Origin of the sequence: Sphingobacterium olei, assembly GCF_005048855.1 — a bacterium.
Lineage (GTDB): Bacteria > Bacteroidota > Bacteroidia > Sphingobacteriales > Sphingobacteriaceae > Sphingobacterium > Sphingobacterium olei.
In genome coordinates this window covers 1-26288 of record NZ_SUME01000004.1, presented here as the reverse complement: position 1 = coordinate 26288, position 26288 = coordinate 1, and the positions used below count along the sequence as shown (strand labels likewise).

The following is a 26288-nucleotide window of genomic DNA, read 5'->3' as shown; positions in this document are numbered from 1 at the left end:
AATCTCCTGTACCGCCATTAAGCAGCAGGTTCATTTCTTTTCGGTTTTAGTACGACAAGCTGAATAACAAGCACGACAAATACGACTATGGCCAATAAGGCAAAGTCGTGTCCAAGCTGCCCCGAATCGGCCGATGCGCCCAGCACTTTGGTAATATACGCGCCTGCCATTACACCCACCATATTCATGATTCCATAAGCCGTAGCGCGGTATTTAGCAGATACAAATTGACAAAGAATAGGCATGTTATTGGCATCAAACATGCCAAATCCAAATCCAAATGTCAGACCCGCGGCCACGATGGCGAATACGTTATTACCATAGCCAATCAAAAACATCGCAGGAATGGTAAGTGCCAATCCGATCGCGCTGGTATAAATACGACCCCGAATATTTTTTTGCACCCATCTATCCGATAAGATTCCACCTAATATAACGCCTAAGAAAGATGAAAAAGCAATGGTAATGGTGGATAGCGGTCCAGCTTGTGCCATAGGGATATTCAAATTATCCGCAAATAAGGTTGGCAACCAATTTTTCGTAGCCCATCCCGGTAAGCTCGGAACAGCGAAATACAAGAGGATCACCCAAAACGAAATGTTTGATAAAAGAACAGCAAAACCCTTCAATATCGAAACTTTCACGGTACTCTTGAAAGCTGCCCCTTCGGTGCGTTGATTGGTTTCAAACAGGGTAAAGACCAACAGCAGTGCATAAATTATACCTACCAGGCCAAAAATTTTAAAGGTAAGGTGCCAAGAATAATGTGCGGCGACTGTTGCACCGAACCCACCAAGTGCCTGTCCAAAGTACAATCCCGTCATATGGATCCCAATAGCGAGAGAACGTGTCTTATCCGAGTGATAATCCGCAATCAGGGAGAGTCCAGCGGGAATATAAATTGCCTCGCTCACACCCATCATGGCGCGAAGGGCATAAAGCTGGTCATATGTTCTCGCGTACCCCATTCCAAAAGTCACTGCAGACCAAACAAACAAGCTCCCGACGATCAGCCATTTGCGGTTAAATTTATCGGCCAATATACCCGACACCGGACTCATTAATCCGTAAATCCACAAAAAAACAGCCATCAGATTCCCAAAGATAGCGGCACTTTCGAGCTCAAGGATATCGACTGCCATCGACGGACGCATTGTCGACAAGATCTGCCGATCCATATAGTTCAGAAGCGCCACAAACCAGAGCAATCCAACTACTATCCAAGGGTAATTCTTGCTGTTTTTCATACAATCTATTTTTTTACAACTCAATTTATATTTCCGACAAGGATATTTGATGTACGCACTCCCGCTTTAATTTCTCCCGACGGAATAAACACCCGATCCTGAAACATTACGGCGGTGGTCGTTACCGGCGATCCCTCGGGTAACGGACTCAAGCTGTACCATTTATTGTCCTCCTCACCATACTGCCATACGTCTTTTGTAAATCCAGGATGCGCACTTTGCACATCTGCCTTTTCGTTATTTAAGCTATCTTTCTTTAGCGGATCAGGTTCTTTATGAATGGCTAAAATAAGCTTTTCCACCCGATGAAACGTCTCTCCCTTATCTCCACCTATTAGTATCATACGACCTTTATAATCTACAAAACCCGTTCCCGCAGCAATTCCGTGGGGTAAGGCCGCAATCCCAACAACATTTTTTTCTACCAAATCGATCCGATAAGATTGATTGTATAGTGTACTTACCGCACCTTCATTTCTTTTTCTTCCTCCGAATAGATATAGCTTATCGTTATTTATCAACGCCACGGTATGGGTCAGCGGTAGAGGTAGATCCAAAAATTCGATCCATCCGTTTGCGAGGGCTTGCAAATCCAATACATAGATTTTATTTGAAACAAGATTCGCATTCTCTCCTCCTATAAAATAAAGTTTGTCATCATACACCACCAAACTTCCGTTTGTCAGTGGCAGCGGTAGGTTTGGCAAAAAGGAAGATTCAAGTTCATTACGGTCTGTATTCCATTTATATGTCATTGCTGTCGATGTAGCTCCCTTGATATCCTCACCACCTACCGCGTACACAGTATTATTTGCAGAATAATTTGCCGTATAAGCTACTGTAGCAGGCAATAATGATACTTTGAATAATTTTATATTTCCATCATTAATTTTGTAGGCGTACACGCGGTCATGGTACCATTTAACACCTCCCTCCCACGGCATTTTATCAGGAAAGTTAGCTCCTCCAGCAACAATCAAGATGCCATTGCTTACACCGACGATCGGACCAGCGAGACCTTTATGCGAATGACCTGTATTATCACCTGGTAAGGAGCTTCCATTTTCCCATTCTATCTGAGAGAGTTCAGCATGTTGCATACTACTTGTGCAATTCATAAACAAAAGACTACTAAGGATGATGGAAAAAAAAACGTTCATATTAAAATTTGGATTGAAATGCTGAAAAATGTAAAGAAGATACATCTTTTTTAAAGCTTTCAAAATCTTCTTTGGACATATTTCGTACAGGCAACCTAAATTCACCACAATCCAACCCCAATACCTTCATATATGATTTACCAACCGAGATTCCACCGTACTTGCCGAGCAGCATAATCATGTCGATCGATTTTTGCTGCAACGCATTAGCTCGTTCCATATCTCCGTCGTCGTATGCTTTTATCATATCAAGATACAGGGGAGCAGCATAATTATAGGTACTGCCTACGGCACCACGTGCACCCAACACCAAAGAAGAAAGCATATTTTCGTCCCTTCCCCAGAGCATATCGTATTTTCTATTTGCAAAATTCATGCACGACAAGAAGTCCATGAAATCTTCATGCGTATATTTTATCCCCGCAAAGTTCGGTATCTTCCCATCAATAGCCTTCAACAAATCCAACATTGCAAAGTTGCCTCCCGTCAATACAGGAATGTGATAATAGTAAAAAGCCGTATTTGGTGCAGCTGTTGCGATTTCAGCACAGCATTTTGCAAGTTGAGCTACGTTCGCTGGTTTGAAATAAAAAGGAGAGGTAAATGAAATACCATGCAGGCCTAATTCTGCTGCTTTTGTAGCCAGCGATTTTGCTTCTCTGATATTCGTACCGCCTACCAGCATGATCACCTTGAAATCAGGATTGGCTTTACTTGCTTCGGCCCAAGCAGACATCACGGCTACCTTTTCGTCAAATGTAATGGATACCCCTTCTCCGGTAGATCCACATATAAAAGCACCGACCACCTTATTTGCCTTTAACAGCTCGTAATAAGAAGGGATAGCATCTATGTTAATTTCTCCATTCACGGTCATCGGTGTGAATGGTGCGGCAATAAGGCCTTCGATTTTCTGAATATTCATCTTTTTGATTTTTTTCTAACTTTTATAGTAAGGATCCTGCTAAAATTTAAAATGCAAAACATCGTCGTCATTGCGAACCGGAGGAACGATGGTGTGGCAATCTATCAACATAAAATGTAAAGACTGCCACGTCATGCTTCCTCGCAGTGACGAACACATAGTAAAGTCATTGCCTGCCTACCGCAGGCAGGCGAACCGAATGAACGATGGTAAAGCAATACTCCTCCAGCTTAGGGTTTAGTTGTTTGATACCCCGGTGTCTGCTCAACCAGTGGGTCATCTGTCCATACATCTCTACCAATAGGCCACAGCGATTTATAAGCTTCTGTATTCTTATCAAGTACTCCATACGTATGGTTGGATGACTTAAATACCAAGGGATCACTACCATATTTCATGCGTCTGATATCATACCAACGTTTACCTTCCCAAATGAATTCCTTTGAACGCTCCTCAAAAATTGCCAGTTCATTTGCATCCTTGGTACCATTTACAAACGGTGTCGGATCCACTCCTCCAAAAGCACGGTTTCGTACCGGTTGAATAAAGCTTGACGGATCGGCACCTTCCGCATTTGCAATCTCGGCTAGCATCAGCAGACGATCTGCCTCGCGGTATATCGGCCAATCGTCCGTGTAGTTTCGTATATTATTGTTTATTGTTCCCAAGAACTTAGTTAGCACAATATTACGAACAGTCACTACTTGAGGGGTTACCGCACGATCAATCGCATAAAAGTCGTAAAAGGTAGCATCTCTACGCTGGTCATCTGCTTCAAAGGATTGAAATAGTTCGTATTTGTAAGCATAACGCTGTATAACCTGGGCAGTGGTTTGTTGAAGTATTAATGGGTCAACAAGTGCGGACGCATTGATATCAACGGTATCTTTGTAATATAACCCACTAAAATTAGGCAGGTCATACAGGAATGCTGCGGACGATGTTGCTTGCGCCTCATTGAAAGCAAAAGGTAAAGTAAAGATTATCTCCGCATTACGCTTCTGTTTGATCACATTGGTAAAGTTGGGTAGGAGACTATAACCTGTAACCGCATTTAAAGCCGCTTTAGCTTCAGCAAAATCGGCCGTGGCACCATACATCTTTGCTGACCATAAATATATTTCGCCTTTTAGCATTCGTGTAGCATTTAAGCTCCAGTAAGCTTTGTTAGTCCCTTGTTCCGTTCCGAAATATCCTAAGGATTTAGCCACATCATCTTTTACAGCTGTCAATACATCGGCCTCGGAAGAGCGAGCCAAACGTAAAGCAACGGGATCAGGTTGATTATTCAGCACATCGGCGGTAAGGCGTAACGGTACGCCGCCATAGGTTCGTAACAAATGGAAATAATAGAATGCTCTCATTCCATGCGCTTGGCCAAGAAGTTCGTTCTTTTTTACATCAGAAAGGAAGGAAATTCCATTTACCCGTTCGATAAAGAGGTTAATTTGAAGAATAGTGTTCATAAAACCTGCCCAAGCCGACAAACCAGGTGACACCTCGGTCATATTATGTTCAACAATGTTCAACTCATTCAAAGAGACCGGAAATTTCGGTACATTTGTCAATCCACCGCCACGCATTTCCCCCAGTCGAAAAAACTGAAACTGTTGCGCACGTAACTGGCTGTGAATACCGGTCATAAAATTTTCTACCTGAGCTTCATTTTGCCAATAGTTTCCATCTGCAAAATAATCTTCGGGAACAAGGTTTAAGTCTTTGTTACAGGCGGTCATTCCCAAGAGAGAGAAGATGACGGCCATCATTTTTATATGCTTTTTCATCACGTTATTATCCATTTAATTTAGAAAGTAATTTTTCCACCGAAAATCAACATTGTCGGAATGGTGTAAGCACTGTTTTGGAAGCCCGTACGCTCGGGAAGTGCATTCAATTTATTAGAGATATATCCTAGATTTTGTCCCGTAGCGGTCAATGTTAGTCCGGCTATTCTAGCCCTACTTATCCATTCTTTGGGTACAGCATAACTTAGGGAAACTTCTCTAAAAGCCAAATACCCAGAGTTTACATAGAAGAGGTTGCTCGGACGGTCAAAATTTTTCATATTCAACTGATCGGCCCACACATATCTTGGGTATATTGCATTCGGATTTTCGGGTGTCCAAGTGTCGTTTACGATAGATCCAGCGTTAAACTCGCCCTGCATATAGCCTAAAGACCAGACATTCTGGCGATCCATCTGGATATGGCCTAAGGCAAAATCAAGTCTCGTAAACAATGAAAACCCTTTGTAGCTAACAGTTGTGTTAAACCCACCCGTCCATTTTGGAAGTTGATTACCCAATTTGACACGGTCATCTTGATTGATAACCCCATCTCCATTGGTATCATCCCACATGGCGTCCCCAAGTTGAGGTGTTAAGAAACCCGTTAATCCTTGCTCATCAATTATTTTTTGACTGGCTACTTTTTTACCCGCAGCCGCACCGATGCTATAGCTTTCTCCTGCAGCATCGTCCCGGACGTTATAATTAGCCAGATCCTCTTCATTCCGGATGACACCTACCATACGGAAGCCGTATAGATCTCCCCACTCCATACCTTCCTGATAGCCTTCTACCCAAATTAAGGAATTACCGGTAGGATCATATACTTGCGTCCCTCCCTGTCTGTTCCGCTCGTTGCCGTTATAGGGTAACTTAATGATTTTGTTACGCACATAGGCCGCATTCGCATTAATGGTCCACGTAACGTCGTTATTTTGTATCACTTTATACCCTGCTTCCAATTCGATACCGCGGTTGCGCATTGTTCCATTATTCGTACGGATGGACGGTATACCAGCCGAATTGGGCAAATTGATATAGGCCAATTTATCTGACGTAATTCTATTGTAATATGCAGCAGAAATGTTCAACCGATTGTTCAGAAGACCGATATCAGCACCAATTTCGGTGGTCTTACTTTTTTCCCAAGTCAATTCTGGCAGTATCGGATCAGAGAACAAGAAACCACGAGACTGATCATAAGCAGTCTGTACAGCGTAGCCCCCCTGCACTTCATAGATACCGATCGCATTGTTCGTACCGATACCTATATTACCATTCTTACCCCAACTTGCACGAATTTTCAAAAAGTTCAACCAAGGTGCATTTTCTTGTACAAATTCTTCCCTCGTCGCCACCCAGCCAATAGACGCTGCCGGGAAAAACCCCCATCGATTGTTGGCCGCCAAACGAGAAATGCCATCGTTACGGAAAGTCGCGGAGAAAAGGTATTTGTCGGCATAGTCATAGTTTACATTTCCGAATTGCGAGATGATACGGTCATTGGAGTGCGAAGACGAAGCCCCGCGTGTCGGATTTTCGGCCGTATTGGTTGTTAAGCCCAATGCCATAAAATCGTCGGTCGGAGCCAAACTCCCCGACGCTCCCAATGAACGGTAATAGGCATCAAAGTATTCAGCTCCCGCGAGGGCAGTAACATTGTGCTGTCCAAATGATTTATCGTAATTCAACACTGCGTTATAGGTCTGACGGATATTGCGCCAAAAACTTGCCGAACTGCTACGTTCCCTATTCCAACCCGCATCTGGATTCGTAAGGCTCAAAAAACCGGTTCTGAAATCCTTATTGAAGGACTCGTGATATTCTTCTTCGTAGTATAAAATTCCTTTTACCCGTAGGGTGAGCTCCGAAAGAAGATTCACGGTCAGCCCTTGATTAAAGGTAAATTTATCATTCTGACTTCGCCGGATATATTTATCGATATTAACTAACGGATTACCATCGCTCGCATCACGACCGAGGATCCAATCGCCCGTGACCGGACTTTTACTCCGTAGTGTCGGTGGAGCAGAAAGCATACGACCCCAGTAATTCGCTTCGCCATTTGTCAGGGATTGATCACGCCAATTTGCACGTGTAAAATTAATTCGAGATTCGGAAGTTATCCAGTCTTTTAATTTGTAATCTGCATTTACTGCAAAGTTGTATCGACGGTCGAAGGTATTTAGCGAAAGTCCCTTTTCGTCGTAGATGCCCACATTGCTATAATAGGTCCCTCTATCATTACCTCCAGAAAAAGAAAGGTTGTAGTCTTGAGAAGGAGCCGGCGATCTAAAGGCTAAATCGCCATAACTGAAGTCTTCGTAGATTAGATCATGAAGTTCTCCGTTTGGGTCATAGTTTCCGGCCATGTTAGTAGGAACAGCATCTTTCATCGCTTTCCAACCTTGATCCAACAAAAACCTGTTCTGATCCGTCAAGCGCATTAAGCTCCATCGACCAGCATTCACATAGTTCCCGTCCAGCGGAGTAACACCATCCGTATCGAAGTACGCATTGCCTGTACCGCGCGGACCTGGCGCACCCAAGGTGTTATTTCCAAGAGTTCCTTGCTTAATAGCTTCAGCAGCCCCTAAACGGCTCCATTTGATATAACTTTCAGAGTCTAAATAGTCATAAGGAACGTTCAAGTAGTTGATCCCTCTGTTAGCTTTAAAGTCAAGCGAGGATGTTCCAGCTTTCCCTTTTTTAGTCGTAATAATGACCACACCATTCGAGGCTCTGGCACCATATATAGCGGTAGCGGCAGCATCTTTTTGTACATCAATGCGTTCAATTTCTTCTGGATTGATATCCGATAAACTACCCCGAACTTGCCCATCGACTAAGATTAGCGGACTACCCGACCCATCGAAGTGCGTACCTCCCCGTAAAATAATAGACGGCATAGCACCTGGACGACCAGACCCGGTAGAGACACGTACTCCCGGTATCGTACCAGCCAATGCCTGAGCCGGATTGGCCCGCATCCCCGTTTCCAATACTTTGTTATCCAGTGTAGATACTGAGGCAGTCATCTTGGTACGTTTAACGGTACCATACCCCATTACTACTACCTCTTCGAGTTCCTCATCATCCGGTGTCAGCACGATCTGAACATTAGTTGTACTATTAAGGGTTAATACTTGGTCGGCATATCCCATATAGGTTACACGAAGTACATCCCCGACTTCCGCAACCAAGGTGAACTCTCCATTAATATCTGTGGAAGCGCTGTTATTTTGCGCTCGGTTTGTAACATTTGCACCATTAATCGGTACATTGTCAACGCCTACGACCTTGCCCTTAATGGGGCTCTGTGCCATTGCCATAGCTTGTAACAAACTGAGAAAAAGTAGTAGGTTAAGCTTTTTCAGGCTGAAGATTTGCTTTTTTATCATAATTGTATAAAACTTAAAATTGGGTTATGTTATACATAATACTTTTCAAATGTATAACATAATACTTTAGGTATCAAATTTTTTTTGATATTATTGTATCAGATTGATAAGACATAAAAAAGTACCATGGCAGAAAGTTCGTTTAGCACATTGGAAGGCATAGATACGTCTAGCCTCGTTGATAAAGTTGAAGAGAAAATTATTTCTTTGATGAAGACAAGTGGGATGAAGGTTGGAGATGCTTTACCTAAGGAATTGGACCTGGCGGAAAAATTAGGGGTCAGCCGTACGGTCATAAGAGAGGCACTCCTTCGGCTGCGGACCGTTGGCCTCATAGAATCAAAGAAACATCGCGGGGCAGTCTTAACCAATCCCGATATTTTGGTTCCGTTTCGCAAGATATTTCATCCGTCGATTCTAACGCATGATACCTTAAAAGACGTATTCGAAATGCGACTCGCCTTAGAAGTGGGTATGGCCGATTTCATTGTCGATAGAGTTACGGACGAAGATATCGCCGAATTAGAAAACATAACCTATTCAGGAGCTACAGGAGAAACTGCCGATCCTTTTAATATTGAAGATGAAATACTGTTTCATGGGAAACTGTACCGTATTTCACAGAATAAAATGCTACTGGAACTGCAAGGTATGCTGTTACCTGTATTTCAATACGTGCATCGAAGTGGATTACTCGAAAAACCTATACTGAATAATGACTTCATTTCCCACAAAGAATTAGTAGCGGTTCTTAAAAAAAGAAATCCTACAGAATTTAGGGATGCAATGCGCAAGCATCTCAACAATCATTTTTTACGAATTCTTGATTGTATGGAGTAATTGATACTAAAGTAGGTGCTGCTTGGGGAGCAGCACCTACTTTCTACTTATTATGGAAAACAACAATTGGGGATCATTGTATACCTTATGAATTAAAATTCGCTTTTAAAACTGCTGTTTCAGTACGCTAATACCTCTACTTCAGTACGTCTGTTCGCCTGGTGATCTGCGACAGAGCACGGAACACCGTTGCTACATTTATTCACCAATCGCGTCTCGCCATATCCTTTCGCAACCAACCTATCGCGCGCTATACCGCGGGTCACGATGTAGTCCACCGCACTTTGTGCACGCCGCTGTGACAGCTTCTCGTTGTAACTATCGCTGCCCCTGCTGTCCGTGTGGCTTGATAGCTCGATCCGAAGTGTCGGATTGTCACGCATGGTGGCCACCAGCTGGTCCAGGATCAGGGCAGCATCCTTACGGATGTTGTGCTTATCAAAGTCGTAGTAGATATTCTCCAAAACAAACTTATCGCCCACCTTATGGACCGGATGTAAATTCATTACGACCCGTACCGTAGTGTCCCGTGCTGGAAATAAACCCTCAACACTTGTCGAGTCCGAGTGGTAGCCCGGTTTTTCCGCCAGCAAACGGTAAGGCTCACCCTTATTTAGCGTAAACGTAATCCGTCCGTCCTTATCCGTAACACCTTTGGCTGCTATCTCTTTACCCTTATGGAACAACGTCACGCTAGCGGACGGCAACAGCTCTCCTGTTTCCCTGTTGCGGGTCAATCCCTCCAGAACGATGATAAATTTAGGCTTCGCAAACGTGAACGAATAGATATCATCCCCACCCTTTCCCCCCGGTCTATTTGAAGAAAGGTATCCGTAGATGACATCCTCATCGCTGACCCCTACGACGTAGGCGAAATCATCACCTGCCGAATTCAGCGGATAACGAAGGTTTTCAGGGGTACTAAAGGTCGAGCGGCTGCCTATAGACCTATATATATCCAGGCCGCCCATGCCTACCCAGCCGTCACTCGAAAAGTACAGGGTATCACCCGACACGTTCGGAAACATCTCGTCTCCCCCACTGTTAATCCTAGGTCCCGCATTCTTTGGGGCTCCCCAGCTTCCGTCTCCTTGTAATTCACTGTACCAGATATCCACACCCCCATGCCCGCCCGGCATATCAGAAGCATAATATAACACCTTTCCATCGCTGCTCAATGCGGCATGGCCCAGCGAATATTCCTTCACATTATTATGGGCAAAGTCCTCTTCTGCCCAATCTGTTCCGTCCTTTCTATATATTTTTAGTTCCAGGTTCTGTTTGCGCCACTTCAATCCATCCGACCGGTAGTTCTCGCCCTCTTTCCCCGGGTACGTACGTGTTACGTACAGAACGTCCTCCGCCGAATTTACGGCGACAGGACCAATATGGTACAGCGCATTATTGAAGGCATCTCCCATCACATTGGGACCGCTTAATTCCCCATCCCTTGCCCGGTCTGCAGCATACACCTTCAGGTAAGATTGTCCAGTCATCCCACTTTTGTTGTTTAACAATCCGTGGGGCTCACCCGCATAGATAACACCTCCGCTCGTGGATACCAGACTGAATTCCGAAAGGTCTGTATTGATAGCAGCCTCATTCTTCAGGCTGTGCAAAGTCGGGCTCTTCATCCATAACACGGCCGAGTCGGCCCCCTGTATATAACGCGTTATGTTTTCCGCGCTCCCGTATTTCTCCTGATAGGCCCGGTACTGCTTACCCGCTTCGGCATAGCGCCCCCTCTTCTTCAGCACCTCCGCATAGTGCAGCAGTGATTCCTGTTTATGATCAGGTTGTGCGACCACGCGCGAATACCAGTTCTCTGCCAGCTCGTACGCATTGATTCTACGGTAACTGTCCGCCAAACGTTCCATATCTCCCGTCCGCGGCTTTTTCACATCTACCAGTTTCTCATAAGCTGCTGCGGCATTCGCATACTCCAGCTTATCATAGAGCAGATCCGCACGGCCCCTACGGCTGGGCTGTTCCTGCGCCAGGGACAGCTCAGCCCCTAAAAGCAGCAACGAAACAGCCAGTAACCGAAAGCTCCCTATATAATATCTTCTTTCCATAATTTATCTGTCTTAACAATGATCTTTCTATTCATGCAATCTCCAGTTCCTACGGTCCACTTCCGTTTCCTAAAAATAGCGCGGACTCAGGATCTGGCGCGCCAGACGGCCAAAGGTCACGCCCAATGTTACCTCGTGCGTACCCTGCTGCAGCCCCCCCATACGGTTCAGCATATGGTCATACGAATAGCCTATCCGTAATGTAGGGCTAACATAAAACTGTGCGATCCCGCTCACCGAATTCAGCGAACTCAATTTATTTGCAGAGTAGTCGGTATAGTCGCGGTCGAAAATACGTGACCGCGTACGGTAACCGCCCCCGATCCAAAATCTATCGTTGAATATAAACATCGCATTTACATCCAGGGAAGTGGGGCCCCTGAAGTCGTCCTTAACCAAGATACTCGGCCTCAGCAACAGGCCCGGATCAAGCTCAAACAGTACGCCTGCGATAAGATAGCCGTGCGTATTGCGTGCAAGGCTTTCCAGTGAATTCTGGTTGAACTGGAAATCCTCGTCACTATCCGTGCCCGCAAAAAGATCCTGTACCGATGCCCCAACGTACCATTTCGGGTTGCTATAATAAACCCCAAGACGTACATCCGGCCTCCAGGTCGAGATCTTCCCTTCCGGAAGCACCTGGTCCCCCCCGTCAATGGCGCTAAGTTTATTGCCGTCAAGACTGTACTGCGTTACCCCTCCCGCGATACCCAGGCTCAGTCTATGCTCATCGGAACGATCAAGCTGCAGACGAAGCGCATAGTTGGCGTAAACACTGGTGGCGGCCTGAGCACCCAGCTGATCCCCGATTACCACCAGGCCTACGCCATGACGACGTTCCTCAGGATCCAACACGCCGTCAACAGAGATCATGCCCGTCTTGGGAGCTCCATCCCATCCCGTCCACTGGCTGCGTAACCCAAGCTGACCGAACCACTCCTCTTTATATCCCGCATACCCCGGATTGACACTGATCGAATTGAAAATATACTGTGTCATCTGGATGTTCTGTTGCCCCTTCGATTCGGAGCCAAAAAGAACAAACAATACGATCAAAAATAATTGTAAGGACTTTTTCATTGTTTAAAATTATACTTTGATGAAAGTAGAGACGTAAAATAATTGTCGTAAAACAGTATACATTACGTCTCTAGAAAATTAACGATCCTAATACATTTATTCTTACCGGCGCTTAATCAAAACATTTCCTTTGAACACGCGGGTTTCCGTACCGCTATGAGCTGTGATCAGATAGAAATATGTACCTTCATTAAGACCAGATCCATCCCACTTGTCATGGTAGTCAGAATCACTATAAACTTCATTCCCCCAACGGTTGAGAATAATCAAATCTATCCGGTCAAATCCTTCGCGACCAACTATCTCAAAATAGTCATTGACACCATCTCCGTTTGGCGTGATCACGTTTGGAATGATCAGATCCCGTGGAAGTACATTTACCGTAACCCAAGCCGTAGACCTTAGGCCGTTCTCATCTGTGATCTCATACTCAAAACGATCCTCGCCTACATATCCTTCGTTCGGAATATAGGTAATACTGCCGTCTGGATTAACTTCTGTACGCCCATTCAACGGCGGTGTAATCACTCGTACTGATTGAACAACAATCGCACTCGACCCCGCTTCATCATTCTCCAGTACATTGATCGCCGGAATTTCATTCGTATTGCGACCGTAGGTAATGTTGACAGGACCATCATCATTCGCCGTCGGACCTATTAACGATAGTGACTGTTTGGTAAACCAAGTTCCTGTCAAGGTATTGCCTGTTCGGGTTTCGATATCCTCCCGTGTATGTATACCCTCACCATTAAATATCGTTACATCGCCAATCCAGTTACCACCATCAGCATTCTGAACAATCCGCGCGTCTGCATCTACATATGCGACACCGTGGGTTGCCATATTATGCTGTAGACGGTAGGTCATCTGTAAAGACTCGTCCGCATAGATATTCCAAACACGATCCATACCCAGATCAATATCTGCCTCGCTAAAGTCGATGCTAGCAGCGGCCCCATAGCTCGTAACAGTCACATAGACCTGACGGCCTGCTGTAGACGGTGTCAGTGTCGCGGGTGTGTAATCCTCTGCAGCGATCCCGACTGGAAACAGAAATGCCGACACACCCAGATAGTTCTTTATCAAATGTCCATCAACACGGTCATCGGTTACCACCATCCGGTCACGGCTTGCATACAATATATCCGACGCCGTACCCAGTTCAAAATCATGACCGTTCAGGTAAATATTCGCTCCGTTTACAGCAAGATCTATAGATTTATTGATACGCAAAGCTGCTGTCTTGGAGGAGGAAGGAAACGTACCCCCTTCTGGATAAGGACCCTCAATGTTTTCTAGGATCATTCCATGATCGTTATTCAAAACAATCGTAACATCAATAGACGCTATATTATTATTACCATCTACTACTGTAGCCCCAGCAGCCCACCCTTCATACATCGGGTTAGAAGCAGGACTATGTAGGGTCAACTTACCGCTACCATGAATACGCGCCGTTGGCGCTATCCATATATTTCGGGAATAAATTATTAGATCGCCATCCAACTGCACATCTGCATTTGGACCAAAATATAAACTTTCCGAATAGATTACTTCGAAGGTTCCAGAAGAAATCGTCTGCGGTCCGTTATGGGTCACAAATGAACTAAGACCTGTCTGGGCTTGTGTAGTCACCGAAAATGATATCAACACAGCCACGAAGGCTATTATATTTCGTAAACGCTTTTTCATACACGCTATTTATTTTTAAGAGTCACCATTAGTCATATCTTATTATAGGCACAAGCTCGAGAAGATTTCATTTAGCTCATTATTATAAAAATCTTCTCGAAGCCCAATGACTTACTTCCAATAGCTCCACACGGTACCATCATAGACAGCCAATGCCTTGGCGTCTGTATCATAACACATCATTCCCGGGTATGGACTGGGTACATTCAAATGAGGAGAAGCTACTTTCGGAAGTACCAATGCCTTATCCGTCGCTTCCAATACCAGCACGCCGTCAACAGCTGTACTTTTGGCTCCTATTACCGTTTGCGTACCAGCAGCCGTGCCCGAATAAGGCAATACAGCACTGTTGTCCCCCTCGTCCGAAAGGTTAACCCAAGCCCCATTTGCAAACATCTTCACCATTTGGGCATTCTTGTCATACAGGAACGTGCCATTTGCTGGTGTGGTGGGCAGGGTTTCTACAGCAGGTAGGATAATCCCCTTGGTGGTGCCAGATGCAAAGTCCAATACGCCACCCCCATCTACCGTTAATTTCTCAATGGCCGTTTGACCATGAACCACAGTCCAACTGAAGCAAAACCCAAGTAGTAACAAAGCCGGTATTTTCATGATTTCTAAGTTTTGATGTACGCTATTCTTGATTTATACAAATTAATATCCTTCTCTATTATTCATTACAACCCCTTTGGATACAATTCCAGGTTGTTCCGTTATACAGCTTGATACATGCTTCGTCGGTATCATATACCAACATTCCTTCTACGGCATCAAGGGCATTGATTTGCACTGTGGTTAAACGGGTAATTACAAAGCCTTTATTTTCCGATTCGATGGCGATGAAACCATTCGGAATGTTTTGAGGCCAGTTTGCAGTCATTCCTATTCTGTCAGCAACCCCTACCTTGGTAAACTCTGTTGGCGTTCCTGTTGCGCCCGGTTGGGTACAGTATCCCTGTTCTGCCGGTGCACCACAAAGGTCTATCTCCGGGGTGTCTCCAAAGTTATATTCGTTCTCATTCTCATCTACAGTTGATCCATCGCCCATACTTCCGTTAATCCTGTGCCCTACATAGCCGTATTTTTTACTATTATCTTTTACGGTCATCGAGGTATGCCCGCCGGTCTCTACGGCAATCACCGTGTCTGTCCAGTTCAGTTTACCAATATCGTAAGGGTCAGTGGAAGGAATACTGCCGGGCATCTCGGTGGGATCCATAGGGTTTGTAGGTCCTCCAAGCATTTCTTGGTGATTACCTCCCCAAGCCCATAGCCTGCCGTTTTCCGTGAGTACATTGATGGAAGCGTAATTGGAATCGTGCTCTTGTGGACTGATCCAGACCACATTGGTAAGGTAGTCGCCCGGCGTTGCTGATTGTTGTGCCTGTATCCAAGTGTTACTGCTTGTCGTGCTAAAGTTACCCAACTGTCTTTGACTGCCTTCTCCCATACTATAGAGATTGCCGGCGGTTCCCAGTATATAATAGGTAGAATTGTCAAGACGATTAGTGACTCCTATCATTTTTGGGGTCACGCCTGTCGGCAAGGTCATTGGGGACGCAAATGCTCTGTCTGTAGCAGCACTGCCATCTCCCAACCTTGTACCGGTTCCCCAGGTATATACCTCGCCGGTAGCGGTTAACGCCATCAGTACACCGCCACCATTTCCACGTACGGCAACTACGTTGTCGAGTGTTGTGGTTGCATTAGTATGCACACGGTGCCATAACTGATGGTTTGCAGCAGAACTCGTTGCCCCATCGCCGTATAGATTTGCATCTTGTACCAAAACCCAGACTTCGCCGGCGCAGGTGCTCAATGCCAATTTTCCGAAAGAACCAAACAACATTTTGACATCTTCCGGAGCTACGCCGTCAGGTAACCCGTCTGCCTTTGGCGCCCCCCCATTAATACCGTAAGTTCCTACACTTACCGACTGAAAGGCATTGCTGCTTGTAAGATCTGTATGGATCACTCTCCCTTGCAATCCCCAAACAAACAGCCCATCAGTTGTTAAAACGATGTTTTGAGAAGAATTATTACCTCCACTGGTAAACTTAAGGATATTGCCGGTCAATGCCGGGTAGTTGGTACTGTTGACCTCGGTTGGCACCAATACGTGAGAACCGTTATGTGCCATTGATTGCCCCCATACCATCAAAGCTCCGGTTGTTGCGTCGCGCATCATAGTGTTATGGAAGGCGCTTACCATATTGTCATACTCTATGGTGTTCGGGTCTGAAGTGTTTAAAAAGGTATTTGGGTTACAGTCGCCAGTAACACAGTAGTCCTCCTGCGGACAGGGCACGCTGTTCAACCCACTTCCACGTCCATAGATATAGGTAGAGCCAACTACCGATTGTGTTGCTACGATCGTGTTGGGTGCTCCATCATTCCATGTAATAGCATTAAAACTATTACCGTTACTCAATTCCAACAGATGCAACTCTCCACCGGAAGTCTTGCTTCCATACATAGTAACATTTCCATTAGGGGCAATAACAACACGGATAAGAGGTGCTGAAGCGTTACCCGTCATCTGCCATATCGCAGCAGTATTGGTTTCATATTCGTCACCGTCAGCGAACCGTACATTGATACCGCTTGTCCCGGCAGACTGGAACTCAATTTCCTGCGTAGCCAGCTGTACCCCATTGATTTCCATATTGAAAGAATTATCTAAGGAATGAATATCAAACTGGAATCCATAATTGGTAGCCGGCTGGTTGAATGTAATCGGAACTCCCCCATTGGAAGAAAACGCACTTCCTTCTACTTCTTCCGTACAGACCTCAGGATCAACACCAGGACAGGCCTCTAATGTGATCACATTGGACAGCATCGATGGGTTTTCTACCGAGCAAGGATTATCCGGATCTATGACCAGTTCAAAGAAGCTTGAAGCAGCATCTTCATCCGTGAATATTTCACTGGTAATATCCAATGTCACGGTAATGGAACTTTCGCCGTTCGGAATTACCAAATCATCGATCTCAATATAGGATTCACCTGTAGGATCAAATCCGAGTACACCCGAGGTTCCATTGTTGAAGGTAACTGAAGTGATATCCTGACCCAGCTCATAATACACTTTCAATGTTGCTCCGGTGATTTCTGGATCTTGGTTGTCAAAATTCAAGGTATAGGTTACCTGATCTCCCTCGTCCAGACAAGTAGCATCTACTTCATAAAGGAAGTTTAAATCCGGCGCGGTGAAGCTACTGGCAACAAAACCTACCGTACTAAACTCGCCTGCTGCCGGATTGATACTACTATATGAATTACTTGTTTCAGTTACTGTATAATCACTTGATGTATTATACACTGTGGTCGTACCATCCGTGCTCCTTACGTTGATGTACAAGAAGGTAGTACCTGATGGAAGTTCGAGTCCATTGAGTGTAAAGGTATTGGCGTTATACGTATACGGTGTCGGAGAACCAAATTCCGAATCGTTGTACGTGCCTTCCACAAACTCCAACCCAGCAGGCAGTGTTTGGGAAACATTAACTGTCCTGGTGTCACAATTGCTGTTGATGAAACGTAATCGCATCGTGGTTTCTATACAGCTGGGCACTTCTTCGCTTTGCGTGAAGTCCTGTATCATCGTCACATTATCCACAGTCGGCGGCAACGGAGTCGCACATTCGAATGAAATATCCCCTATATCCAGTGACCTGAGCGTCTGGCGGGCATTCGTTCTTTCCACATCAAAAACAATTTCTATTCGCTCAATTGGTCTATTAAACCTCACATTAGCGGTAGAATGAAGGAATGTAAGCCCTCTATACGCTTTAGTACCGACCACTTGATTACCTACGATTTCATAGGTAGTCGCTGTTGTAGGATTGGCCGCGTGGGTAATTTTTGGCATCACCACATTGTCATCACAGTCATAGCCTATTATTGTGAATTTATTGGCATTCTTGAGATAGGTGTTGATATTGGAGATCTGGAAACTTGCGCCGGCCACCGTTTGGTTCAGGTTAACACTATGGGTTACCTCCACATTTTGGTTGTCCCGTCTTCTGGACAAGAACCATCTGCCGTAAGGACGCGGGTAAGCATTTGGACCATATTCAACACCGACAGGGTAATCCGCCGACATATTCACAATCAGATCGCCTTGGTCTGTAGATCCTATAATCTCCGGATCCATCACATTATTAGTTCGCTCAGCAAGTGTATTCCAACTTCTACCTGTTTTGAATACAAAGGTTCCTCCGGTACATACATCGCAGTCGCTAGGAGAAACTATCCCCGCGAAAGTCATATACTTAACCCCTTCGGTAAACAAGAAGTTGAAAGAAGCCAAGCCACCTGCATAAGAAGCCGCCGGCAATCTAACCAGATTAGTGCTGAAATTTTCATCATCAGCCACCCAAATTTCTATACTAGAATTGAATGTATAATCATTAAGATCAGCCTGCAACCAAATTGGCTCAGGGTTGCTTGTAGTCTCTACACGCCACACTTTATTGGCTCTCGTAATGGCAGGGTCCAGTGGAAGTCCTGTACAAGGATCCGTAGTCGCCTCGGTCTCACCGGTAGCGGCATTGTCGCCAAACATAATATACTGAGAATTTCCAGTAAAATTAGTTCTTCCTGCATCATCGTTTGCCGAAACAAAATCATTGGTTGTAGTAACAATTAAACGTCCCGAACTTACTACATTCCGTGTTGTTGACACACGTTGATTAAAGAGACCTATATCTTCTCTGGCCAATCCAATAACATCGTTGTGATAATCCGGATTCGTATTGCCAGACCAAACTATATTGCCTGCTGCATTCAAGTAATCGAAAGTTCCGGTGTGATTACCTCCTGCCGGAATATCATTTCTTAGTGTCACACCATATTTAATTGCTAGATATGAATTTACCCTGTCTCTTTCTTCTGGGGTTAGGTTTCGATCATACACCACTTTTTCAGTAATACTTCCTGTAAATCCGCCATCATCACCTCCCATTCCTGTTGCAGCACCAGAGTTTGTACCAAAATACTGTCCTCCTCTCACCCAAGCGGTATTATTTCCACCTGCGAGATTCATTGTCGCACCAAAGTTAGAGCCGTTTATACTTCTGTTTAATTCATCTACATTAAATCTGGAATAAGCTATTCGGGTAATCGCTCCAACAGTTTCATAAGTGGGCACAGGGTCTCTGAATGCTAAACCGCCTCCTGTATTATCTCGATGTATAATATCTCCATTTCGTCTAAAATGTGGAGAGTCCCAGTTGGTTCCACTATTGGTTACATTATCTCGACCAATACCAAAGAATGTAGTACCAGCGGAAACATTGCCCAACACAGAGAATATATCAAAAGTATTGGTTGTGAGGATAGATTCAGACCGTTGACCGATTACCTGGTTGGTCGCTGTGAAATTCACCGAAGGGTTGAAATTGAATTCCTGACTAGCAGCGCCAAATGAAGGCAAAGCAGCTGTTCCCATCTGGGAAACCTGATAACCATTGGGCGACATATCATCCCACGTACTTACCTCGGTGCCAGACAAAGCTATTCCAATATCAGCCCGGTGCCAAATAGCCAAATCAGCAGCCACACCACCCGGCGCATAGCCAAATCCGGCAAAGGTGAAGAAATCTCCATCATCGAAAGTAATGGTTGCGGTATTGTAATCCTGTCCATTGATGCTTACTACATCGTCCATTGGGACAAAATTGTCGGTATCATCAAATGTTTCGTCTGTAGATCTCACCAAGTACATATTTCCAACGCCCACCGGCCAAGCTACAGTTACCGTTCCTACATTTCCTGTGTTCTGTACTTTCCATACAGATTCAAAACGGAAATTGGTTTCACCATTGCTTCCTGTCAAATAAGCAAGTGGAACACTCAATCCCTGTTTCAGGCCATTGTCACCTGTTAATAAAAATTGACCTTCGATTAAGTCATTGGTATTATCGGCATTACTTTCGAATAAGGAGCTGCCGTGACCAATAACTAATTTCTGATTTACACCTGTACTGGCAGCCTGTTTTTGGTGCAATCCAGATGTATTATCTCTGACAACACCAAAGATATTGTTGTTGTAACCTGCGTTGGTGGTTATGTCCCATACCGTACTACTATTGGCTGTAAGGTAATTTTCTGCTAAAGTGGCACCGTTTTTCAAGGCGAGATAAGAGTTAACTCTCGATTGCTCATTAGCTGTTAGCGGACGTTTGTACCAAACAACCTCCATAATATCACCAGGGAAAGGACCAGGAGCAGTCCATGCCCCATCACCTACTCTTAGGCGTTGACCTTGAATATGAAACCTGTTAGAACTTGAAGTATTTGGGTATATCTTATATACACCATTCACTCCCAGCACTCTTTCCCCTCCGGCAGAAGTTGACGTTCCTCCAGCAACGATAGGGTTATTCCCTATTCCTGAAACTATATTCGCAGCACCAATCTTGAACGGTTCTTCATCAAATTGATCTGCATTAGCTCCACCGCTAAATTTATATAACCTCAGTCTTCCTCCTTCAATAGAAAACCCCGGCTCGGCTCCGTTTCCGTCATCATCAATACCGATAATGCGTCCTGTTCCGGCAGAAGTTGGTCTTACTGCCGAAAAGATAGAATGCGATACATTATCTAGTTGCCCATTGGTAGGGTTCAATACCGAAGTAAGATTACTAAAATATTTACTACCCGTATAACCTGTGGTATACGGATGAAAGTTGTGTGCCCTATCTGCCGGAGTAAGCGTCCATGTACCCACGACAGGGATATCATTGGCATATGTAGAATGATCTTTCCAAGCAGTTTCTATGGCTCCCGCATCATCCGATTTTACCCAGAAGTCAGGATCAACCACCCCTCCAGGAGCAAACTGATATCCAGCAAACGTAAAGTAATCCCCATCATTGAAAGTAACTGTTGCTGTGTTATAATCAACACCATTTACAGTAACGGTACCTGTCATTGGCGTGAAAGTATCTGTGTTGTCAAAAACCGCGTTTGTCGACTGTACCAAATATAGATTGTTGATACCTGCCGGCCAAGCCACGGTTACTTGTCCTACACTATTGGTATTTTGTGCTTTCCAGATCGACGCAAAACGGAAGTTGGTTTCGCCGTTTGCCCCTGCCGTATAGACCAGCGGTTCGCTAAGGGCTTGTTTTAAGCCATTGTCTCCGACCAATAAAAACTGACCTTCCGTAAGATCGTTGGTATTAGCGGCATTGTTGTCGAAAAGGGAACTTCCTGCACCGATAATTAGTTTTTGACCGTCATTGATACTTCTGGACTGACGTTGGGTCAATCCACTGACTGCATTAAACCCGAGACCAAAGATATTGTCTATGTAGCCCGAGTTGGTTGATAGGCTGAATACCACATCCGAATCTGACTTCAAATAGTCTTCGTTCAAGGTAACACCGTTCTTAATAGCTAAATACGAATTTACTCGCGATTGTTCGTTAGGAGTAAGTGCCCGGCTGTACCAAATCACTTCCATAATATCTCCCGGAAAAACGCCGGCTCCTGTTCCAAAAGTACTATATCCTACTCTTAAATAGGGGCCGTTAAACTCAAAACGGTGGCTGGAGTTGGTGTATGTAAAGTCTTCATACGCACCATTTAACCCCAGGGTAAGCTCACCTCCGGCGAAGCTTGACCCGCCCCCGTTGGCTATCGAGTTGTCTGCCACGGCGGAGAACAGGCTGGTTGCGTTGAGGGTAAACGGAGTACCGAAGGTCTCAGATGTTGTTACTGCATCATAATCATAATATAGCGGGGTACCGCTCGATGTTGCAAGAGACGGGTTTGACCCATACGTTGTACCGCCAGTAGTACCCATACCTGTGATACGACCCGTTCCATTAGTAGTGGGTCTTACCGCAGAGAATATGGAATGTGGCATCGGGTTATCCCCTCCACCCGGATTCAACAATGTACTGGCATTATAGAAATTCTTCGTAGTCGAATAATCTGTGGTGTATGGGTGGAAGTTATGCGCTCCATCGGCAGTAGACAATGCCCAAGCGCCCAAGGCAGGGATGTCGTCCGCATTTGTCGAATGGTCTTGCCAGGCAGTAGCAATATCTCCTGCCATATCTGACCTCACCCAAAAACCCTGTCCAGCAACGCCACCCGGAGCCATCATATATCCGGCAAAGGTGAAATACGCTCCATTACTCAATGTTATCGTTGCTGTGTTGTAGTCTACTCCGTTTACCGTAACAACGGCAGTCATTGGCGTGAAAGTGTCTGTGTTGTCAAAAACCGCGTCTGCCGACTGCACCAGATGTAAATTAGTAATCCCCACAGGCCAAGCAACGGTTACAGTACCTACCGTATTTGTATTTTGCACACGCCAAATAGCAGAAAATCTGCTGTTGATTTCCCCTCCGGGGGCGGTATGTATCAGTGACTCTAATAATTGTTTTTGCAATCCATTATCTCCCCATACCAAAAATTGTCCATCGGTAAGATTATTTGTATTGTCTGCATTGGTAGCAAACAAGCTGCTACCATTACCTATCAGCAATTGATTGCCTGCGTTTTGGGACATGGATTGTTTTTGGTGAAGCCCCGAAGCATCATCCCTGCCTATACCGCCGATATTGTTGATATAGGTTGCATCATTATATATAATATTGTTATTTGCATCGACATAGTCGCCTTGCTTGGTAATCCCGTATTTTAAGGCTAGATAGCTTTCTATCTTGTTGTACTCGGCAGGATCGTGTTTGCCGGAGAAAACCACCACTTCTGCCACATCCCCGCTCCAGAAAACAGAATTTGCTCCCGAAGAACCTATCCTAAAGGCCGCAGTATTGGCATACGTCGGGCTTACATTGGTTGTATTGATGACTTCCGCCCAGCTTTGGGCAGCAATATAATTCCTACCGGTAGCTCCTCCTCCATCATATCCAGTCCTTACCAAATTCAACCCTCGGTTGGGCTGTGTGATATCCCAATTGGGTGGAGCAGGAACCATGGCAGTTCCTGTATTGTTTGCAAAACTCGCGGTACCCCTAGTTGCTATGGCTCCGGTAGTAGGTTGTTGACCGCTGTGAAAGCCTGTAGCATCACCGGATGCGCCAATACCAAATACAGCTCTGTTGGCGGTAGCAGCATTGTTTTTTGCTACGTAGTAGTATGTAGTAGGCGTGGCATTGCCTACCGGCCAAAGGAGCTTGGGCGTGAGATTGTTGAACTGGTGAGCAGTAACCCCTTCAAAAGAAGCGACTGGGTTGAAGTTGATCAAAGACTCGCCAGCGGGCGCCGAGGTTCTTTCCAGATTGTAAGCATTCCCCGATTGGTCTGTCCAGAAAGTTCCCGCTAATCCTACATCCCCCTTGTACCAAGCAGCCAAACCGGTGGACACGCCCCCGGGGAATTGCCCGAAAGCCGATGTTAGTACGGCAAAAAATAGCGCTGTAACCCATCCAATTTTCAAATTGTATGTTTTTCTCATGTTTAGTTTAATAAATTACAATCCACTCCATTGATCAACTTATGAAAGATTATCCCGGCCACCTGCGTTGAGACAGGCAGCCGACATATCAGCTTTACCAATACCTTACCTTTCGCCGAATTATGGTACTACCGTATATTCAACAATGATATAATAATCTCCTGCCGGATGTAAGGTGGTCATGGAGCCGGCGGTTCCAAGTATCAAGGTTCTATTGACCTGATCATATTCTATGATGTTGGTACTGATAGATCCTGTGGTCTTACTTATAAATCTGACACCTATCACAGTAGCTCCAGTAGGAATATCACTTCCTGAAAGATCCACTACATTGGAATTGGTTGCCAATGTAATATCACCTACCACTTCAAAAACAGGTTCTCCGCCGATCCATTCTTTACCAGTGTTTTGACTGGTAGCCCGATAATGGGCTGATTGGAGCGCAAGGGCTGAAATATCAGCCGAAAGCATATTGCCGTCTTCATCGGTGTAGAGGATGTTTTCTACCGCTGTGGTGCCGCTATCGTCGCGGGTATTGGGGTATTCGTGAAGTTGAATCTCTCCCTCTCCCGAAATGGTCATTCTTGTTTGGGTAAGTGCTGCGTCGTTGCCCCCAGGGTTGGTGCTGAAACGGATTGGGGCAGCATCAGCGGTGGCGTGTGTTGACAACAATAACTCTGTAGAGCTACCAGAAGCAGTTATTGAAGAACTACTAGCATTCCATTGCTGTATCCATAAATTGGAACCTCCGTTATGAAATCCCATAGCTGCATCAACGGCAGTATTGGTAGCTGTCTGATGTATTCTTCCTTCCGAATCCCAGTGAGTTCTCCGGTCGGTTCCATTAAATCTCAGAGTCTTTCCGTTTAAGCCTAGGTTCCTGATTGTTTCTGTTCCTGTCAAAAGGCCATCGGAATTGTAAATGTTGAGCGGATCCGAAGCCAAATCAGCTACGTCAACCGTTTTCAGTACCCCATCGGCATCGGCCACGACTACTTTGTCTGTATTCGCATTACCTACATAAGCCGGAGTATTGATCTCACGGATACGCACACCGTCTGCACCTATATCCAATCGCTCAGTTGGAGCAACAGCCTCATTCCCAAGACCTAAATTCCCGTTTTTCAACAAGGTCAGTGAGTTTTCTCTAGAGGCATCGTCCAAACCAACACCCACTTGGATGATTGGCTCTGTAGGTATCCAAGCATCTGCACTACCTGTAGTTATTGCATTATATCGACCTACCACCATACCAAAATGGGAGGCAGAAATATTGCCAAGACCAAGCCCAAAAGAATAATTTCCAGAAGAAGTGTTTTCTGCACCTATTGAAGCTGCATAAATACCACTGGACGTGTTCGATCGACCAATACCAACAGCATATTCCCCTTCAAGCATATTACTAGAACCAATACCTGCTGCATAATTAGCATCTGATGTTATTGTATTATTTGATCCCATACCTATTGCATAATCCCCCTGCACATTATTCTGATACCCTATTGCAGCTGCATTGGCTGTGACAGTATTTTCATAACCGGCAGCAATTGAAAAATCAGATCCGCTAGTGGTATTCCCTCGGCCTAAAGCCATTCCATTAGATCCTGTCACTTCGTTTTCTTGACCTGCAGCAAATGCGTAATTACCACTTACTATGTTCTCTCTACCCATCGCAATCGATGCTTCACCCAAAGATTGGTTAAACCTACCAAAACCCATCGACGAACTTCCGCTGGCTATATTTGCCCAACCTATGGACGCCGAAGTCTCTCCTACAGGAAAAGCTCCTGCTTGTTCACTTTGATTGACAACTCCAAATCGTACAGCTCCTTCCACATCAAGACTTACTCCTGGCGCAGCAATATCTTTCCTAATAGCTACACTACCCATGTGGTACATATTCTGATTGTTATCAAAAGCTTTATCGGCAGTTCCTTGAATATTCCAAGGTTCAATAACTAAACTATCCAACAAAACAGTTCTCAGGGTTCCATCAGCCTCAACAGCTAAGATCCCGTCAGTCTCTGAAGGATTCACCAATTCCAACCCTTCAAGTGCCAATGTATTGGTGGCATCGGTTATGATTGTAGTAGGTTCTGTTAAAGTGCCACCTAATACTACATCTCCGTTAGTTCCGTCAATATGCAAACCGTTTGCAGCTGTAACAGCTGCAATGTTCTCGATGTATTCCTCTATCGTACTGTATGTGTTGCCGTTAACCGTAACAGGACCGCCGTTAACCACTTCCTCAAACTGGTTGATAACAGAAGCAGGTACATCGACCACCGTTACCGTACCGTCCTCGCTTGTGTAGGTGTACGTTCCGTCGTTGTTGTCGATCAACGTCGTATTGGTCTCGTTCGCCGCTACGATGTTCTCGATGTATTCTTCAATGCTGGTGTATGTGTTGCCGTTAACCGTAACAGGACCGCCGTTAACCACTTCCTCAAACTGGTTGATAACAGAAGCAGGTACATCGACTACCGTTACCGTACCGTCTTCTGAAGTATAAGTGTACGTACCGTCGTTGTTGTCGATCAACGTCGTATTGGTCTCGTTCGCCGCTACGATGTTCTCGATGTATTCTTCAATGCTGGTGTATGTGTTGCCGTTAACCGTAACAGGACCGCCGTTAACCA

Annotated in this window: 12 protein-coding genes; 1 reads left to right on the top strand and 11 read right to left on the bottom strand. The window is 45.1% G+C overall.

Annotated features, from left to right (window positions below; all coding sequences use genetic code 11):
- Nucleotides 1-17: 17 nt before the first annotated feature.
- The 5 genes from FAZ15_RS10225 to FAZ15_RS10205 form a co-directional block, all read right to left on the bottom strand.
- Nucleotides 18-1247 carry an MFS transporter gene (locus FAZ15_RS10225; protein WP_136901226.1) on the bottom strand — a complete coding sequence of 410 codons (1230 nt, stop codon included), beginning with the start codon at nt 1245-1247 and terminating at the stop codon, nt 18-20.
- Between the two features lie 20 nt (nt 1248-1267).
- Nucleotides 1268-2365, bottom strand: coding sequence for a Kelch repeat-containing protein (locus FAZ15_RS10220; RefSeq protein ID WP_162304919.1), 1098 nt, complete (start codon nt 2363-2365; stop codon nt 1268-1270).
- Between the two features lie 43 nt (nt 2366-2408).
- The gene (locus tag FAZ15_RS10215) at nt 2409-3332 is read right to left on the bottom strand and encodes a dihydrodipicolinate synthase family protein (protein ID WP_136901224.1); all 924 of its coding nucleotides are present in this window, start codon (nt 3330-3332) and stop codon (nt 2409-2411) included.
- A gap of 230 nt (nt 3333-3562) precedes the next feature.
- On the bottom strand, nt 3563-5116 hold the full coding sequence (locus FAZ15_RS10210; RefSeq protein WP_136901223.1) for a RagB/SusD family nutrient uptake outer membrane protein: 1554 nt from the start codon (nt 5114-5116) through the stop codon (nt 3563-3565).
- Nucleotides 5117-5136: 20 nt separating this feature from the next.
- Nucleotides 5137-8520 carry a SusC/RagA family TonB-linked outer membrane protein gene (locus FAZ15_RS10205; protein WP_136901222.1) on the bottom strand — a complete coding sequence of 1128 codons (3384 nt, stop codon included), beginning with the start codon at nt 8518-8520 and terminating at the stop codon, nt 5137-5139.
- Between the two features lie 126 nt (nt 8521-8646).
- Here FAZ15_RS10205 and FAZ15_RS10200 point away from each other — a divergent pair, with 126 nt between their 5' ends.
- Nucleotides 8647-9360 carry a FadR/GntR family transcriptional regulator gene (locus FAZ15_RS10200; protein ID WP_136901221.1) on the top strand — a complete coding sequence of 238 codons (714 nt, stop codon included), beginning with the start codon at nt 8647-8649 and terminating at the stop codon, nt 9358-9360.
- A gap of 119 nt (nt 9361-9479) precedes the next feature.
- On the opposite strand, the gene FAZ15_RS10195 is transcribed toward FAZ15_RS10200, so the two are convergent.
- From FAZ15_RS10195 to FAZ15_RS22480, 6 genes are all read right to left on the bottom strand, one after another.
- On the bottom strand, nt 9480-11435 hold the full coding sequence (locus FAZ15_RS10195) for an OmpA family protein (RefSeq protein WP_136901220.1): 1956 nt from the start codon (nt 11433-11435) through the stop codon (nt 9480-9482).
- A 69-nt stretch (nt 11436-11504) separates the two neighbouring features.
- Nucleotides 11505-12515 carry a PorP/SprF family type IX secretion system membrane protein gene (locus FAZ15_RS10190; protein ID WP_136901219.1) on the bottom strand — a complete coding sequence of 337 codons (1011 nt, stop codon included), beginning with the start codon at nt 12513-12515 and terminating at the stop codon, nt 11505-11507.
- 102 nt (nt 12516-12617) lie between these two features.
- A complete protein-coding gene (locus tag FAZ15_RS10185) occupies nt 12618-14210 on the bottom strand; it encodes a T9SS type B sorting domain-containing protein (RefSeq protein ID WP_136901218.1) in 1593 nt (530 codons plus the stop codon).
- Between the two features lie 111 nt (nt 14211-14321).
- The gene (locus tag FAZ15_RS10180) at nt 14322-14822 is read right to left on the bottom strand and encodes a hypothetical protein (RefSeq protein WP_202912368.1); all 501 of its coding nucleotides are present in this window, start codon (nt 14820-14822) and stop codon (nt 14322-14324) included.
- Between the two features lie 58 nt (nt 14823-14880).
- On the bottom strand, nt 14881-23649 hold the full coding sequence (locus FAZ15_RS10175; RefSeq protein ID WP_136901217.1) for an RCC1 domain-containing protein: 8769 nt from the start codon (nt 23647-23649) through the stop codon (nt 14881-14883).
- Between the two features lie 120 nt (nt 23650-23769).
- Nucleotides 23770-26288 (bottom strand): hypothetical protein (locus tag FAZ15_RS22480; RefSeq protein ID WP_202912367.1); only part of this gene is annotated, 2519 nt, incomplete at its 5' end.

Bases quoted from the DNA above. Each gene is read 5' to 3' on its own strand.
- FAZ15_RS10225 (WP_136901226.1), bottom strand. From the start codon at position 1,247: ATGAAAAACAGCAAGAATTACCCTTGGATAGTAGTTGGATTGCTCTGG.
- FAZ15_RS10220 (WP_162304919.1), bottom strand. From the start codon at position 2,365: ATGAATTGCACAAGTAGTATGCAACATGCTGAACTCTCTCAGATAGAA.
- FAZ15_RS10215 (WP_136901224.1), bottom strand. From the start codon at position 3,332: ATGAATATTCAGAAAATCGAAGGCCTTATTGCCGCACCATTCACACCG.
- FAZ15_RS10210 (WP_136901223.1), bottom strand. From the start codon at position 5,116: ATGAAAAAGCATATAAAAATGATGGCCGTCATCTTCTCTCTCTTGGGA.
- FAZ15_RS10205 (WP_136901222.1), bottom strand. From the start codon at position 8,520: ATGATAAAAAAGCAAATCTTCAGCCTGAAAAAGCTTAACCTACTACTT.
- FAZ15_RS10200 (WP_136901221.1), top strand. From the start codon at position 8,647: ATGGCAGAAAGTTCGTTTAGCACATTGGAAGGCATAGATACGTCTAGC.
- FAZ15_RS10195 (WP_136901220.1), bottom strand. From the start codon at position 11,435: ATGGAAAGAAGATATTATATAGGGAGCTTTCGGTTACTGGCTGTTTCG.
- FAZ15_RS10190 (WP_136901219.1), bottom strand. From the start codon at position 12,515: ATGAAAAAGTCCTTACAATTATTTTTGATCGTATTGTTTGTTCTTTTT.
- FAZ15_RS10185 (WP_136901218.1), bottom strand. From the start codon at position 14,210: ATGAAAAAGCGTTTACGAAATATAATAGCCTTCGTGGCTGTGTTGATA.
- FAZ15_RS10180 (WP_202912368.1), bottom strand. From the start codon at position 14,822: ATGAAAATACCGGCTTTGTTACTACTTGGGTTTTGCTTCAGTTGGACT.
- FAZ15_RS10175 (WP_136901217.1), bottom strand. From the start codon at position 23,649: ATGAGAAAAACATACAATTTGAAAATTGGATGGGTTACAGCGCTATTT.